The 14,508-nt window shown below is 47.9% G+C and carries 15 protein-coding genes; 8 read left to right on the top strand and 7 right to left on the bottom strand.

Annotated features, from left to right (window positions below):
* Positions 1-47 precede the first annotated feature (47 nt).
* Genes NDA03_RS21555 through NDA03_RS21545 form a run of 3 tightly spaced genes read left to right on the top strand, consistent with a single transcriptional unit; the run spans position 48 to position 1,451 of the window.
* Positions 48-224: a hypothetical protein gene (locus NDA03_RS21555; RefSeq protein ID WP_348239081.1), complete on the top strand. Its 177-nt coding sequence runs from the start codon at positions 48-50 to the stop codon at positions 222-224.
* 55 nt (positions 225-279) lie between these two features.
* Positions 280-831, top strand: a complete 552-nt coding sequence (gene coaD / locus NDA03_RS21550; RefSeq protein WP_190414577.1) for a pantetheine-phosphate adenylyltransferase — start codon at positions 280-282, stop codon at positions 829-831.
* The gene (locus NDA03_RS21545) at positions 741-1,451 is read left to right on the top strand and encodes a DivIVA domain-containing protein (protein ID WP_348239080.1); all 711 of its coding nucleotides are present in this window, start codon (positions 741-743) and stop codon (positions 1,449-1,451) included. Before coaD ends, NDA03_RS21545 begins: the two co-directional genes overlap by 91 nt.
* 197 nt (positions 1,452-1,648) lie before the next feature.
* Here the strand turns inward: NDA03_RS21545 and cysC are convergent, their stop codons facing one another.
* Positions 1,649-2,182: an adenylyl-sulfate kinase gene (gene cysC, locus NDA03_RS21540; protein WP_190414576.1), complete on the bottom strand. Its 534-nt coding sequence runs from the start codon at positions 2,180-2,182 to the stop codon at positions 1,649-1,651.
* 121 nt (positions 2,183-2,303) lie between these two features.
* Between cysC and gor the strand changes: the two genes are divergently transcribed.
* A complete protein-coding gene (gene gor, locus NDA03_RS21535; protein ID WP_348239079.1) occupies positions 2,304-3,704 on the top strand; it encodes a glutathione-disulfide reductase in 1,401 nt (466 codons plus the stop codon).
* Positions 3,705-3,797: 93 nt separating this feature from the next.
* Here gor and NDA03_RS21530 read toward each other — a convergent pair whose 3' ends face one another.
* On the bottom strand, positions 3,798-5,786 hold the full coding sequence (locus NDA03_RS21530) for a WD40 repeat domain-containing protein (RefSeq protein ID WP_348239078.1): 1,989 nt from the start codon (positions 5,784-5,786) through the stop codon (positions 3,798-3,800).
* A gap of 231 nt (positions 5,787-6,017) precedes the next feature.
* Between NDA03_RS21530 and NDA03_RS21525 the strand changes: the two genes are divergently transcribed.
* From NDA03_RS21525 to NDA03_RS21510, 4 genes are all read left to right on the top strand, one after another.
* Positions 6,018-6,599: a sigma-70 family RNA polymerase sigma factor gene (locus NDA03_RS21525; RefSeq protein WP_348239102.1), complete on the top strand. Its 582-nt coding sequence runs from the start codon at positions 6,018-6,020 to the stop codon at positions 6,597-6,599.
* Positions 6,596-6,958, top strand: a complete 363-nt coding sequence (locus tag NDA03_RS21520) for a hypothetical protein (protein WP_190678554.1) — start codon at positions 6,596-6,598, stop codon at positions 6,956-6,958. Before NDA03_RS21525 ends, NDA03_RS21520 begins: the two co-directional genes overlap by 4 nt.
* Before the next feature lie 142 nt (positions 6,959-7,100).
* On the top strand, positions 7,101-7,613 hold the full coding sequence (locus tag NDA03_RS21515) for a Spy/CpxP family protein refolding chaperone (RefSeq protein ID WP_190678551.1): 513 nt from the start codon (positions 7,101-7,103) through the stop codon (positions 7,611-7,613).
* 33 nt (positions 7,614-7,646) lie between these two features.
* Positions 7,647-8,279 (top strand): YqiA/YcfP family alpha/beta fold hydrolase, encoded by a 633-nt coding sequence (locus NDA03_RS21510; protein ID WP_348239077.1) that lies wholly within the window; start codon positions 7,647-7,649, stop codon positions 8,277-8,279.
* Between the two features lie 580 nt (positions 8,280-8,859).
* Here the strand turns inward: NDA03_RS21510 and NDA03_RS21505 are convergent.
* The 5 genes from NDA03_RS21505 to NDA03_RS21485 all read right to left on the bottom strand — a co-directional run bounded on the left by NDA03_RS21505 (position 8,860) and on the right by NDA03_RS21485 (position 14,381).
* Positions 8,860-9,882 (bottom strand): hypothetical protein, encoded by a 1,023-nt coding sequence (locus NDA03_RS21505; RefSeq protein WP_190527735.1) that lies wholly within the window; start codon positions 9,880-9,882, stop codon positions 8,860-8,862.
* Positions 9,883-9,968: 86 nt separating this feature from the next.
* Positions 9,969-10,433 carry a hypothetical protein gene (locus NDA03_RS21500; protein WP_348239076.1) on the bottom strand — a complete coding sequence of 155 codons (465 nt, stop codon included), beginning with the start codon at positions 10,431-10,433 and terminating at the stop codon, positions 9,969-9,971.
* 315 nt (positions 10,434-10,748) lie between these two features.
* On the bottom strand, positions 10,749-11,570 hold the full coding sequence (locus tag NDA03_RS21495; RefSeq protein WP_190527738.1) for a peptidoglycan-binding protein: 822 nt from the start codon (positions 11,568-11,570) through the stop codon (positions 10,749-10,751).
* A gap of 150 nt (positions 11,571-11,720) precedes the next feature.
* Entirely contained in the window at positions 11,721-13,001 is a 1,281-nt protein-coding gene (locus tag NDA03_RS21490) for a pitrilysin family protein (RefSeq protein ID WP_348239075.1), read from the bottom strand.
* A 111-nt stretch (positions 13,002-13,112) separates the two neighbouring features.
* Entirely contained in the window at positions 13,113-14,381 is a 1,269-nt protein-coding gene (locus NDA03_RS21485) for a pitrilysin family protein (RefSeq protein WP_348239074.1), read from the bottom strand.
* Between the last annotated feature and the right edge of the window lie 127 nt (positions 14,382-14,508).

Below are 14,508 nucleotides of genomic sequence, written 5' to 3'. Positions count from 1 at the left end.
ATTTTAGCTTTTGCTGATTTTCTAACGAATCCCTTGAAAGTTAAGGAGTGGCTCTGGTTGCACTAAATCTAGAGACTCTCTGCGATCGCAGCAGAGGGCGATTGCTGGCTCGTGTATGCCGCCAGAAGAGGCTGCTGACGCAGATGAATCCTATCTGGTTGCGATCGCTCTCGTTTAGTGGTCGGTGCTTCTCGCTAAAACCGGAGACTTTTAACAATTCGTAGTTTTAGGGGTACTGTATGAGTACAATTTCCTTAAGCTAGCTCACACACCTCTTCCGTGATTGCAATCTATCCTGGCAGCTTCGATCCAATTACTCTGGGGCACCTTGACATCATTAAGCGCGGTTGTCGGCTTTTTGATGGGGTGATTGTTGCGGTGTTGCGGAACCCCAACAAAACGCCCCTATTTACAGTACAGGAGCGCATCGAGCAGATTCGTCTATCGACGCGATCGCTGCCGAATGTAGAAGTTGACAGTTTTGACGGTTTGACAGTCAACTATGCCAGAATCCGAGAAGCGGGCGTGCTGCTGCGCGGTTTGCGGGTGCTTTCTGACTTTGAACACGAGCTACAGATGGCTCATACAAATAAAACTCTGGACGACCGGATTGAGACGGTTTTTCTAGCAACCTCTAACGAGTACAGTTTCTTAAGTAGTAGCTTAGTGAAAGAGATTGCCAGATTCGGCGGCTCTGTCGATCATCTTGTTCCCCAGCACGTCGCCTTAGATATCTACCGATGTTACGCCAAGACTCTTCCCGCCTCGAACCCGATAGTAATGGACGCTTCCCCGAAGGTGAATTACCCGACAGTGGATCGGGAAGTGTAGATATTCAGCGGGAACTCGACCGCATCGAAGAAATGATTCTCGATAGTACGCGCATTCCCTTGACTAGCCTGCGCTTAGTCGATGAGAATCCGTTACTCGATCAGCTGGATTTGGTGCGGATCAATCTGCCACCAGCTTTTCAGGAAGCCGAAGAAATTGTTCGGCAGAAGGAAGAAATTCTCCTGCAAGCGGAGGATTATGCACAGCAGATTATTGAGACAGCAGAACGCCGAGCCGATCAGATATTGGATGAAATGGGCTTGATTCGGCAAGCAGAACGGGAAGCGCAAGCGATCCGGCAGGCGGTGCAGCAGGAGTGCGACGCCATCCAAGAACAAACGATCGCAGAACTTGAACGGATGCGCCTACAAGCCCAACAAGAGCTAGAGCAGATGCGATCGCTTGCTATCCAAGAATGCGAGGACATTCAAAACGGAGCCGATGACTACGCCGACCAAGTTCTCACGAATATCGAGCAGCAGCTTAACGATATGCTCAAGGTCATCCGCAACGGTCGGCAACAGTTACAAAATGACGCTCCTCCACCACCGTCGCCCCGGACTCCCACGGTTAGAGAAGTGGAGGGGGACAGAGGCAGAGGCACAGATAAGAAGAAGTAAGTGTTGGGTGGGCGGTGCCCATCCACGATACTTTTGTGCTTTAGCTCTCAAACCTTCATATTAGATTTGTGTAATTATCCATAATAAAAGAACCCCACCCCCAGCCCCTCCCCGCAAGCGGAGAGGGGAGCCGGAGCCGGAGCCGGAGCCGCAGGTGAGGGCGGGGAGGGGTTCCTCTTAATTGCGGTTTATCCTTACTAGAGGTAGCCCAGTTCTTCCAGCTTTCTCAAAACTTTTTCTGTGCTTTCCTCTATCGTTTCTTGGTCTGTGTGGCATTCGATTTGAGGATGCAGGGGCGATTCATAGGGGTCATCAATCCCAGTGAAGTTTTTGATTTCCCCAGACCGCGCTTTTTTATACAACCCCTTCACATCTCGCTGTTCGCAAACCGCTAACGGTGCATTCACATAAACCTCAACAAAATCTCCAATACGCGATCGCACTTCTTCTCGAATTTCCCGATAAGGCGAAATTGCCGAAATCAGTACGACCACACCGTTCCGAGTCAGGAGGTGAGCCACAAAACCAATGCGCCGGATATTCTCATCCCGGTCTTCTTTACTAAACCCCAAACCTTTGGTCAGATTTTGGCGCACCACGTCTCCGTCGAGGATTTCCACCTTGTATCCACGTTTCTGCAATTCTTGCGCCACTTCCTGGCTAATGGTGGTTTTTCCCGCACCGCTTAAACCTGTAAACCACACGGTGACACCACGATGCTCTCGATCCATTGTTCTTCGCTAAAACTGACGGTATTCTCATCCGACTTTAAGCGATCTGCGGAAAATGGGAAAGCAGGAGCATCATCGTTACATCTTTTAAACTAAATGAAGAAAGAGAGGACTTCCAGTCATGGCATTTGATTACGATTTGTTTGTCATTGGGGCGGGTTCGGGAGGATTGGCGGCTTCCAAACGTGCGGCTAGCTACGGAGCAAAGGTAGCGATCGCAGAAGGCGATTTAGTGGGTGGTACCTGCGTTATCCGGGGCTGTATTCCCAAAAAATTGATGGTTTACGCCTCTAAATTTTCCCATTTGTTTGAGGATGCCGCAGGCTATGGCTGGACTGTGGGCGAAAGGAGCTTAAACTGGGAGCATCTGATAACGACTGTCGATAAGGAAGTCCACCGTCTCAGCCAGTTGCATATTGGGTTTTTGGAAAAAGCTGGGGTGGAGTTAATCAAGAGCCGCGCCACTTTAATAGATCCGCATACGGTGGAAGTGGATGGGCGCAAAGTTACGGCTGACAAGATTTTAATCGCCGTGGGTGGGGAAGCCATCAAGCCGAATTTACCAGGGATGGAACACACCATCACTTCCCGCGAGATATTTCTCCTCAAAGAACAGCCGAAGCACATCGTCATTATTGGCGCTGGCTATATTGCCGTAGAATTCGCCTGTATTATGCACGGACTGGGATCGAAAGTCAGTTTGTTGCTTCGAGGCGATCGCATTCTCAAAGGCTTTGATGACGATATTCGCGTTGGCATTCAAGATGCCATGTCCCATCACGGCATCAACATTATCACCAATGTTACCGGGAAAGGCATTGAGCAAACCCCAGAGGGTCTAAAGGTCGCCTTCACCGAAAAAGGCAAAGACGCGGATACAACCCTCACCGCAGATCAAGTTCTAGTCGCCATTGGTCGCGCACCTTTGTTAGGAAAACTTGGTTTGGAGAATGCGGGCGTTAAGGTTGTTAATTGTGAAGACGAAGATTTACCCAGGTTGCACGGGTACAGCGTCAACTGTGCCATCGAAGTCGATGAGTACAGCCGCACCAACCAGCCGAATATTTTCGCTGTAGGCGATTGCACCAACCGGATCAATTTAACGCCTGTCGCCATTGGCGAAGGTCGCGCTTTTGCCGATACTGAATTTGGCAACAATCGCCGGGTATTCAATCACGAAAATGTTGCCTCCGCCGTATTTACGCAGCCAGAAGCCGCTACGGTAGGAATCAGCGAAGCCGATGCGCGGAAAAAGTTGGGCGATGACAACGTGCAAATTTATCGCGCCCGGTTTCGTCCTCTGTTCCACAGCCTCACCGGCGCGGATGAGAAAGTCATGGTCAAGTTAGTCATTGACAAAAATACCGACCGCGTGCTAGGCGCTCATATGGTGGGCGAGTATTCAGCCGAGGTGATTCAAGGAATCGCGATCGCAGTCAATATGGGAGCCACCAAAAAAGACTTCGACGCCACCGTTGGCATTCATCCTTCCACCGCCGAAGAGTTCGTTACTCTGCGATAACTTACGCCTAGGGGCAATTTATATAATTGCCCCTACAAAAGCCTGCATTTGCCTTGTTGATATGAGCGATATTTTCTCATCTAACGTACCGCCTCAATCACACTGCCAAATCTTGATAGTTTTGTCATTACTACCACTGATAATCGTTTTACCATCAGGACTAAAGACAACTGACCCAATACTTTCTAAATGTCCCGAAAGTGTATGAATCAATTCTCTTGTTCCCAGATGCCACAATTTAATTGTTTTGTCGTTACCGCCACTAGCAAGAATTTGGCCATCAGGACTGAAAGCAACACTGCGAACAGCGCTTGTATCCTCAGAGAATGTGTGGAGTAGGTTGCCAGTGTGAAAACTCCAAATTTTGATGGTGTTGTCCGCACTGGCACTAGCCAAAGTCTTTCCATCAGGACTAATGGCGACTGCCCAAACATAATTTAAATGTTCAGTGAGGGTTCTGATTGCTTTTCCAGTGATTACATCCCATATTTTGATAGTTTTGTCGTTACTGCCACTAATTAATTTCTGTCCATCGGAACTAAAGATAATAGGACAAACAGCCTCTTCGTGACCCGTAAGAGTAAAAATTACCTCGCCAGTGATTAAATCCCATATTTTGATAGTTTTGTCCTTACTGCCGCTAGCGACAGTTTTACCATTAGGGCTAAAAGCAACAGAATGAAGATTGTCGGAATGTCCAGTAAATGTTACCCCTGTACGTGAATACCACAATTTAATAGTATTATCGGCACTGCCACTAGCGAGAGTTCGCCCATCAGGGCTAAAAGCAAGTGAAGAAACACTACCTGAATGTCCGGTGAAGGTACAAATAGAATCTCCAGTGGTCAAATCCCAAATTGTGATGGTGTTGTCTGCACTGCCACTAGCAATTTGACCATCAGCACTAATAGCGACAGCATAAACATGATTTGAATGCCCAGAGAGAGTATCTACACATCGCCAGGGCTGAGTTTTGCTAGTTTCCCAATCTGCCAGCAATTTTAAGTCAGTATTATAGGCTTTTTGATACTGTTGCTGAGTCAGTTTAAGCTTATCAGTAATTGTTTTTGACCAGGCGCTCGGAATCTCCGACTCTAATTTAAATAGCTGGGGTTCATAATTTGGGTCGATGTTGAGGTAGTACCAATCTGCTAAAAATGCTGCTAACAGCTTGTGAAGGGTGACAATCGTCTGCCGAATGATGCGAAAGCTTTGGGTTTCATCATTCCCGGTTTCCAGTAGTTGCTTTTTTGCCTCTTCCCAGTTCCAAGGCTCAAACGACAAAGAAACTGTATCTCTTAATCCCCAGAACCGAACATTAAAGTAAACTTCATGGTCAGTAATGTCGCTGTAAATAATTGCCGTAGGGACAGCAGCCAAAATAGTCTCCAACTGTTTGACTTCTGCATCAAAAATCGAACGCTCAAAATACTTCCCGTAAAACTCAACAGGGCAGAGTTCGCCCTCTAGGGAATAATGCCGTTCCAGAAATCCTTTTAATTGATTACGAACCTCTTTTTTGAGGCTGTCGCGGAATGATAGTGAAAAATCATCGCTGATATCTGGTGGTGGAACCAACATCAGTAATCGAGGTTTCTTTTGCTCGTCCCCAAAAATTCGTTCTACTTCATCACGACTTAAAACACCAGGCCATCTTTGCTGATCGAAAATAGCCTGGATTTCCTTTTGCTTGACTTCAATCTCTTGTGCTGTCTTCTCCCGCATCAGTTCTAGATATAAAGAACTCATCTGACGCTTGTCTGCCAATTCCTCTGCTTTGAGTTTCAGTTCTCGTTCTGTGAGCTTGAGAGAGCGTTCTTCTCGTTCAGCACTTGCCGATTCAATCTGGAGGTCTGCTTTCAAGCGGAGGTCTTGAAGTTCTAGTAACTTCTGCTCTCTTGCCTCTCTGCGCCGATAGTAGTCAATTTCTGCCTGACGCGATCGCTGATCTAATCTAACTTCCTGAACTTTAGTAGGAAGGGTGGATGTCTCATCGACAACATTTTTAAAAAATGTTGAAGCAATTCTACCAGCAGCGCTAGCAACAAATCCGACTACAGCACCAACAATACTGAATGGCATAAAATTTAAATCTGAGAAAATTTCTAGTTATCGCTAAATCCCGCTTATTAGCTTGATTTGCTCAAGTGTAGCCCAGCCCTAAGTGGGAGTCATTAGTTGAAAAGATTGTGGGATGAATAGATGCGCTACTTGCCGTTGAACCTTTTCCCCAAAAGCCCAGTCTAAAGCATTAGAAATCCAACAGTGGTAAGAGAGAGGCAATCGGTGCCAGCTGTATCAATCAATGCGCTAATGGGCGATCAAGCCAAAGAAAAACCCGATTTCGACACCGATGCTTACCTGGTAAAACGGTGTCAAGAAGGCAACAAGCAGAGCTTTCGGCAACTCTACCAGCGCCATCAGCAGCGCGTCAGATCGACTCTTTACCAACTCTGCGGTACCTCATGCTTAGATGATTTGGTACAAGAAGTATTCTTACGCGCTTGGAAGGGATTACCAAAATTGCGGGAAACTGCCCATTTTTCGACTTGGCTTTATCGCATTAGCTGGAATGTTGCTTCCGATCGGCGGCGGCAATTTGCTGTAGAAACCCGAAATTTCGCGTCTTTACAACAAAGCGCTACCAATGCCTTGCCAAGTCAACAAGAATCTCCCACTCTGATGCACTTACATTATGAAGATTTAGTGCAGCGCGGACTGCAACAACTAAGTTTCGAGCATCGCGCCGTACTGGTTCTGCACGACTTAGAAGACGTTCCGCAAAAAGAGATCGCAAATATCTTGTCGATTCCAGTTGGCACAGTAAAATCGCGGCTCTTTCATGCTAGAACCTCCATGAGGCAATTTCTCCAGAAGCAAGGAGTCCAACTATGACTCAGTTCCCCGATGATGACAAACCCCTAGTAGAGTTTCTGCGCCAACACCGGGGTTATGTTCCCCCATCTGCACCCGATTTAGAGAGCCAGATTATGCAAGCAGTAGCATCTGCGCCTTCACAGCCGCAATGGCGGCGACAGAGGTGGATTTTACCTTCTGCCCTTGTTGCTAGTCTGTTAGTTAGCTGGGCAGGATACCGCGTGCTGGTGCCTAACACTGCATCGACTGCATCCAAAAACACCGCAGAACTGGAAGCATTTCTGGCGACGAACTGGGATAGTGTTGTCGCGGGTGAAACGCCCGCGTCGTCGAGCAGCCAAGATGCAGAAGCTGATTGGTTGCTCTCAGAAAATTAGCTTTTTTAGGGAATCGGTATGGGTAATAATCAGTTGTCCTGAACGATCTTATTGCTACTGCCTAATGACCAATGAAGAATGGCTAATTGCGTCTTAACGAATTACTAATTACTAATTACTACTAACGACGGAGATTGTTTTCATGTCCCTAAATCGTATTTCTCTGTTAGCGGTTCTCATACTATCTATAGGGAGTGCGGTTGCTCTTGCCGATCCGAATCCCCAATCTTCTCAAACAATTGCCCAAAATTCGCCGGGTGGCCGTCCTCAAAGAGGCAACAAGGATGGACTCCTTCAGCAACTCAATCTTACCCCACAGCAAATGCAGCAAATGCAGGCGATTCGGCAGAAGTATAGAACCCAGATAGCGCCGCGCCAGCAAACTCTACGTCAAGCTCGGCAAGAGCTAGCGACACTGATGAATAGTACAGCTTCCGCCAGCCAAATTCGCTCTAAAAATCAGCAAGTTGAAGAGTTGCAGCAGCAGCTACAAAAGTTGCGGTTTGAAAGTATGTTAGAAATGCGAGAAGTTATGACTCCAGAGCAACGCGCCAAGTTTGTCCAACTGATGCAACAGCGACGACAACAAAAGGGGCAACGGGCGGGGAAAAATAGAGGACAAGGATTTCCAGGTTCGCTGGAGCGAAATTTTTAGCGGTTGATACGCCGGAAACTACTGCCCAATTGGATGCTTGATTATCTTTATCTGCATGGATTTGCCTCTAGTCCCCAGTCAACGAAGGCGATCTATCTGCGCGATCGCTTATCTTCCCTGAAAATCCCCTTGACAATCCCCGATTTCAACCAAGGCGATTTTTCCCATCTGACGATAACTCGGCAAATAAAGCAAGTCGCCGCTGAATTTCCCCCAAACTCAATGCCTGTTACTGTCATTGGCTCCAGCTTAGGGGGTTTAACAGCGGCTTGGGTGGGAGAAAAATACCCGCAGGTTCAGCGGTTAGTGTTGCTAGCTCCCGCTTTTGAGTTTCTGACTCACTGGTTGCTCCGACTGGGGGAAGAACAACTGCAACAGTGGCAGACAGAGCAATATTTGCCGGTATATCACTATGGCGAGAAGCGATCGCTTCCTCTGCATTACCAGTTCGTCACCGACGCTGCCCAATATCAAGACGAACAGCTACAGCGCCCCATTCCTACTCTGCTTCTGCATGGGCGTCACGATGAAGTGATTCCGATTGCTGCTAGCCGCAACTACGCCGCCTCACGCCCTTGGGTTAAATTTATCGAACTAGAGGACGATCACAGTTTAGGAAACGTCCTACCTGAAATTTGGGAATTGATCGAAGCTTTCTGCTATTAATACCTGTTTGTTTCGCCGCCCCTTTAGGCGTTCCGCTGCCATATAAAAAACTAAAACCCGCCTAAGGTACCGGCGGGTTCGTGAACGAGCGATAAATGGTCAGGTTACTCAAACGAAAGAGGAAAAATTCTAGAAAAGTTGACGAAACCAAAAACTAACTCTACTAGGGTGGACTTAATTCGCAACAAACCTTTTCTAACTATCTTGCATTCCCTACGCCGATTCAGGCAATGATCTAGATCCGCGACCAACAGTTCAAATTCAAAAAGAAGCGAATGAACTTCAGCGCGATCGCTACATTTATTAGAGAAATACAACCGAGATTCGGTGTTGCGTTGGATAAGAGCGGGAGACACAGGCTCGAATCCGAAAACTTGGTGTCGAAGGTTCTTACTTCGTTGTGCCTATATTTAAATTAGCACTTGATTCTCCAACCTAACTCGTTCGTTAAATTAAATTCATATCCCTTTATGTGTCGAAATCTTTAAAAATGCTAGTTCAAAAATGAAAGATTTGCGATACACCGATAACAAAGCCCCCTCCAATATTAGGAGGGGGCTAGATTGCAAAGTTTTAGTCGTTATTGACCCGTACTGCTTGACCCACCAGTTGTCGAACTGCTTCCCGGTGTGGTGCCGGTGGTTCCGTTGGTGGTCGAACTGCCTCCCGGTGTGGTGCCGGTGGTTCCATTGGTGGTCGAACTGCTTCCCGGTGTAGTGCCGGTGGTTCCGTTGGTGGTAGCACCGCTATTCGGTGTGGTGCCGGTGGTTCCATTGGTGGTCGAACTGCTCCCCGATGTGGTGCCGGTGGTTCCATTGGTGGTAGCACCGCTATTCGGTGTGGTGCCAGTTGGATTTTGGGTGCCTGGGGTGGTGCCAGAAGTATTCGTTCGAGTTGAGTTCTGACGCACTGAAGGCGCGGTTAGAGTTGTACTAGGACTTGATTGAGTAGTCCCAGAAGTATTCGTTCGAGTTGAGTTCGACGGTTGAGAAGGCGTTACGTTAATATTTGTCTGATTTCGAGTCGGTTGTTGCCCGGAACTCGGAGGAACTGTAATGTTTACATTTGGCGCTCTTTGAGCAGGCGGTGCGTTTTGTGTCTGAGGAACCTGAATCACCGTAGGAGCCTTCTCAACTGTGGTTCTTTCGATAATTCTCTCTTGTGTAGGCTGTTGAGAAGCGCCCGATGAAGACGTATCTGGTGCAGTTGAGTTCGGTGCAACAGAAGCTGAAGGTGAAGGGGAAGGTACGGGAACCACCACAGGCGCAGGCGCAGTGTACTCTTCTACCTGCTGATTTCGTTGGTTGAGGAAGTAGAGGGCACCGAGGGTCAACCCTAGCAGAGAGGTGAGGGCAATCCCTATCAACAAGCCTCTGGCGGCATTATTATTATCGCGGATTTCTTGTCCTTCCTCGTTGACGCGGCGCTCGGAAACGCGACCGTGGACATAACCATCTCGATAGGAGGTCACTTTGCCTGGGTCTACAGTGCCATTCCCGTGAACCGTGTTAGTTGGGCCAACCGGATTATGGGGAGAAACCGGCTGATTTGGGTTCTGGGGAACTTCACGGTTATCGTTGTTGCGATTTTGTAGGTTAGACATGAGTATTACTACAACTCCTGAATGGTTTAAAGGCAGAAAAGGATGTTTAAAACTGTTTATGGTCAGTAGATTTGAGCAACGCTGTCTCAACCAAGCCTAGCTAGGAAGGTTAGGAGCCTACCTCGCGCAGAGTTAGAAACATTGTTTTCAATGTCCCCTGTCCGGCTTGTTGTTGAGGTGCTGGAACGAGTTCCTGAATTTCCTGAATATTTATCTACAGTTCTTTCAAAGATGGTTGTCTTTTTCTCGATGCTTTGAGAGGGACTGTCATTGGGAACAGGCACAGAGGGTAGAGAAGATTCATTTCGCTGAGCAACGAAGAACAGAGTTCCAACGAGGAAACTTACAATCGATGTGAAAGCAAGATTCATCAGCAAATTAGTCAAGGCATTGGTATTCTCATCAACGAGATAGCTCTGTTCCTGAAAACGACGTTCAGAATTGCGACCTTTAAGGTACTCATTCTGGTAGGAAACCCGTTCAGAATTGCCTCTACCCTGATAGACCGATTTAGGCCTTTGATTGTTATCGGTTCTAGGGTGGTTGTACATGAATGTCGATCGAACTCTTTGTGTCAATCAGGAAACCGAGAAGACCCTGATTTTTTTAGATTGATTGGCAACTACAAGCTAAGGAAGTTAATACTCAGCTGTCTTGTCCTTATAAGCAATACGATATCCGTTAGTCTTGCCTGAATCTCTCTATCTGAGAATGGATTGTCTCCTCCATCCAAGGATTGAGATCGAAAAATCGAAAGGAAGAAGTCCGTGAAAACAGCACGCAGTTGTTCAAAAAAGCGTAAAAAAAACCGTTTTCATCAAGAAAACGGATTTATGTCATTTTATTTTTTTATAATTGCTATTTAATTAACGCAGCAAAACGTTCCAAGTCGCTGGACCCACTACACCGTCGGCGTCTAGCTTAAATCTTTGTTGAGCAGCTTTGACCGCAGTTTGAGTCGTTTCACCAAAGACACCATTCACCGTTCCTTTGAAAAAGCCAAGGGTTCGCAGGCGCTGTTGCAAACTGGTAACGGCTGGGCCTTGCGTTCCCAGCCTCAGAACTGGAAAATCGAGCTGTCTGGGCTGCTGCGGGTTCGTCCGTGTCTGAGAGCTAGGAGCAGCAGTTGTGGAACGGTTAGCGGTGGTTCTGGCAGCGGTTGCCGGACGGTTGGGGGTTCTGGCAGTCGTTGCCGGACTGTTGGAGGCTGGAACATTCACACTGGGACGGGAAGTTGCCGCTGGTCTGGGATTGGCAGCGGTGTTTGTCGTAGTTGGGACGGGAAAAGATGCTGCCCCGGTGGTAGAAATTGTTGAAGCTGAAGGAGACGGGATAACCAGTGGCGTCGCGGCTACTGTAGATTCCGATGGTGGGGCGACTGGAAATAAACGCTTCCAGGTTTCTGCACCCACGATTCCATCCGGTGCTAAACCAGCGGCTTGCTGAAAACGGGAAACTGCGATCGCGGTATTTTCCCCGTACACGCCATTTACGTCGCCATTATAGTAACCCAATAGTTTAAGAGCTGCCTGGAGTTCCGCTACTTCAGTCCCTTGGCTACCAGGTCGTAACGTTTGCCGAGTAACGGTTGCGGATGGAAATGTTTGGGCGATTTCTTTGGCATCACTGGGGATCGCCATAAAAGGTAAAAGTAAAAAGGCAAAAGGCAAAAGAATGTTTTTTTTCATTTTTACTTTTTCCTGTTGAGTTTCCAAAAAGGCAAAAGGATGTTTTCTTCATCGCTTTTTCCTCTTGACTTTACAACGCGATTGGAAAAAGCGAAAAGGTTCAAGAAAAAATCTTTCATTTTTACTTTGTCTTTTTACTTTTTTCCTTTTTTAATTTTTAATGTTTAATTTTTCCGCTGGGCCAACGAGAGATACATAAGGTTCGGTGAAATACCGAGAAGCCACTTTTTGGATGAACTCTGGGGTGACGCTGGTAACTTTTTCTTGAAACTCGGTATCAAACTCAATTCCCAGCCCCAAAATTTCGTACCAGCCGAACACTTGAGCCAGCTGAGCATTGGTTTGTTTGCCGAGAGCGTATTGCCCAAGCAGCTTGTTTTTGGCAGCTTGCAACTCCCGATCGGTTAGTTGAGTCGTGCAAAGGCGTTCCACTTCAGTTCGCAAACCTTCATAGGCGATCGCGGTGTTTTCCGGTGCCGTGCCCATATATACCACAAACTGAGAGGTTTCTAGCCGAGTCGGATAAAAAGCTGAGACATCGTAAGCCAATCCCCGCTTCTCGCGCAGTTCCACAAACAAGCGGCTAGAAAGACCGTTGCCCAAGTAAGTATTGAGCAGTTTCAGGCAGGCGTAGTCGGTTTCTTGCACGGATGGCGCGACGTAGCCTAGCATCACGATGGATTGCTGCGTATCTTGTGGGGTAGCGCAAGAGATGGGTTCAGGGGTGATTTGAGGCAGACTCAGGGTAGGTAGAGGGGTGGTTCCACTCTGCCAATCTCCAAACACTTGATTAACCAAATCAGTGGCGTCTTGAGGAGTCAGGCGACCGGCAATACTGATAACTAGGTTATCGGGGCGGAAATACGTCTGATGGTAGTGCTGGAGGTCGGCGCGGCTTAAACCAGAGACAGTGGCTTCGGTGCCCAGGCTGGAGAATCCGTAGGGATGATTCTGGTACATGGCTTGCCGCAGCTGGTCGAAGGCGATGGTGAACGGCTGTTCCTGCTGGGAGCGAATATCCTGCAAAGCGAGACGCCGTTCCAGTTCCACCTCGGCTTCTGGAAAGCTAGGCGATCGCAATAATTCCCCTGCCAGTTGCAACATCTCCGGAAAATCTGCGGATACTGTTTTGAGACTCAGCAAGAAATAATCCGCAGCCGCATCAGCACCGAGACTCGCTCCCACTGACTCTACTTGCTCGGCAATTTCTAGGGAGGAAAGCCGATCGGTTCCTTTGGTGAGTACCGTGGATAGCAAATGAGAAAGTCCAGCTTTTTCTCGTGGCTCCCACCGACCTCCAACCCGTGCAAAAATTCGACCAGCAATAATATCAGCCGCTGGATTTTCCACCGTAATTAATACGATGCCGTTGTCCAAAACACTGCGGTGGATAGTTGGGTTGGCGAGCGATCGCGTCACACTTTGAGTCATTCGTTGTAGAGTCCTTAGTCATTGATCGTCGGTGATGAGTCATCGATCGTGAGTGGTACGAACAACTTACGACTCGCTAATGACGAATGACTCATCACTCCTCTCCTCAAGCTAACAAGGTTTGAGGATTGTGACCGCATAGCGGTACGGGGAGAGATACTGCTGCGCTAGCTGCTGAAGTTCTGTGTTCTCAAAAGACTGGATTTTTTCGGGATAAGTTGTGGCGACTTCAGCCGCTGCAATGGTGTTGTAATACCCATACAAACCCGCTAGTTGGCTAGGTGCTTCTGTGGAAAAAGCATAGTCATTCGACAGCAAGCGTTTACAGCGAGAAAGTTCTCCCTCGGAAACAGGAGCGTTTTGCAACTCGGAGATCGCATCGCCAATGATTGCCTCTACTCGATCTAGATTCTCTGGCGCGAGGCAGGCACTAATCGTAAACAAACTGGAATCCCGTTGTAGGGAGAAACTACTACTAATGTTCTGGACTAATTGCTGCTGTTCTCGCAAGTTCCTGATCAGCCGGGAAGACCGCCCTTCTGCCAACAGTACCGAGATCAAGTCTAAGCCGTAGGCATTTCGCAACTGCTCTACACCCGGCCCCACCCATGCCATCATCAGACGAGCTTGTTCTAGCCTAGGTAAGTGGATTTCCTGACGCCGAATTTCTATCATTGGAGGTTCGGCTTCGGCTTCAGCCAGGGGACAATACAGGGGCGGAGTGAAGTGCTGGAACGAGCGATTTACCAGTTCTAGTGCGGGTTCTTTCTCAACTCCCCCAACAATGACGACGGTCATGTTTTCCGGCTGGTAGTGGGAGCGATGGAAGCGACGCATCTCGTCGGGCGATCGCTCCATCAGATGGGCTTCTGTTCCTAAGATGGGACGCCCGTAAGGATGGCGTTGGTAAATGCTTTCTGTCAGCGCTTGGAATCCAATAAAATCGGGATCGTCATAACTCTGGCGGATTTCCTCCAAAACTACATCGCGTTCCCGGATAAATTCTTCTTCAGGGATCGCCGCGTTTAAGAGAATGTCTGCCAGAGCAGGCAAGGTATTTTCTAAATACTGAGCGGCTGTAACAATAAAGAAATGGGCGTAGTCGTGGCTGGTCGCCGCGTTCGTCATGCCGCCGGTATTTTCAATCACTTGGTCAAATACACCGGGCGGTAGTCGGTCGGTGCCTTTGAAAATCATGTGTTCCAGAAAGTGAGCCATTCCCGACCACTCTTCTGTCTCAGCGATCGCTCCCGCCCGCACCCAAACATCTACCACAACCACTGGTGTCGCTGGGATGTGTTGATAAATCACTGTTAAGCCGTTGTCCAGCTTGAATACCTCAGCTGGAAATTTTGAAGTAGTATTTAAGAGTTGCAACAAACTTTTTATTTTCTAACTGTAGTTAGATACGAATTCAATTATCCTAGCGCCTAACGCTAAATAATTATCATTTGTCGAGCCAAAGTTGGCAGCTTTGCATCCATTATTTAAGAAATACAATCAAAAT

The sequence above is a fragment of the Trichocoleus sp. Lan genome (genome assembly GCF_039961855.1).
Lineage (GTDB): Bacteria > Cyanobacteriota > Cyanobacteriia > Cyanobacteriales > FACHB-T130 > FACHB-T130.
This window is presented reverse-complemented; position numbering and strand designations above follow the sequence as displayed.

Coding starts and splice junctions, on each gene's coding strand:
- NDA03_RS21545 (WP_348239080.1), top strand. CDS start 741: ATGTTACGCCAAGACTCTTCCCGCCTCGAACCCGATAGTAATGGACGC.
- NDA03_RS21530 (WP_348239078.1), bottom strand. CDS start 5,786: ATGCCATTCAGTATTGTTGGTGCTGTAGTCGGATTTGTTGCTAGCGCT.
- NDA03_RS21490 (WP_348239075.1), bottom strand. CDS start 13,001: ATGACTCAAAGTGTGACGCGATCGCTCGCCAACCCAACTATCCACCGC.
- NDA03_RS21500 (WP_348239076.1), bottom strand. CDS start 10,433: ATGTACAACCACCCTAGAACCGATAACAATCAAAGGCCTAAATCGGTC.
- NDA03_RS21495 (WP_190527738.1), bottom strand. CDS start 11,570: ATGAAAAAAAACATTCTTTTGCCTTTTGCCTTTTTACTTTTACCTTTT.
- NDA03_RS21525 (WP_348239102.1), top strand. CDS start 6,018: ATGGGCGATCAAGCCAAAGAAAAACCCGATTTCGACACCGATGCTTAC.
- NDA03_RS21515 (WP_190678551.1), top strand. CDS start 7,101: ATGTCCCTAAATCGTATTTCTCTGTTAGCGGTTCTCATACTATCTATA.
- cysC (WP_190414576.1), bottom strand. CDS start 2,182: ATGGATCGAGAGCATCGTGGTGTCACCGTGTGGTTTACAGGTTTAAGC.
- NDA03_RS21520 (WP_190678554.1), top strand. CDS start 6,596: ATGACTCAGTTCCCCGATGATGACAAACCCCTAGTAGAGTTTCTGCGC.
- gor (WP_348239079.1), top strand. CDS start 2,304: ATGGCATTTGATTACGATTTGTTTGTCATTGGGGCGGGTTCGGGAGGA.
- NDA03_RS21510 (WP_348239077.1), top strand. CDS start 7,647: ATGCTTGATTATCTTTATCTGCATGGATTTGCCTCTAGTCCCCAGTCA.
- NDA03_RS21505 (WP_190527735.1), bottom strand. CDS start 9,882: ATGTCTAACCTACAAAATCGCAACAACGATAACCGTGAAGTTCCCCAG.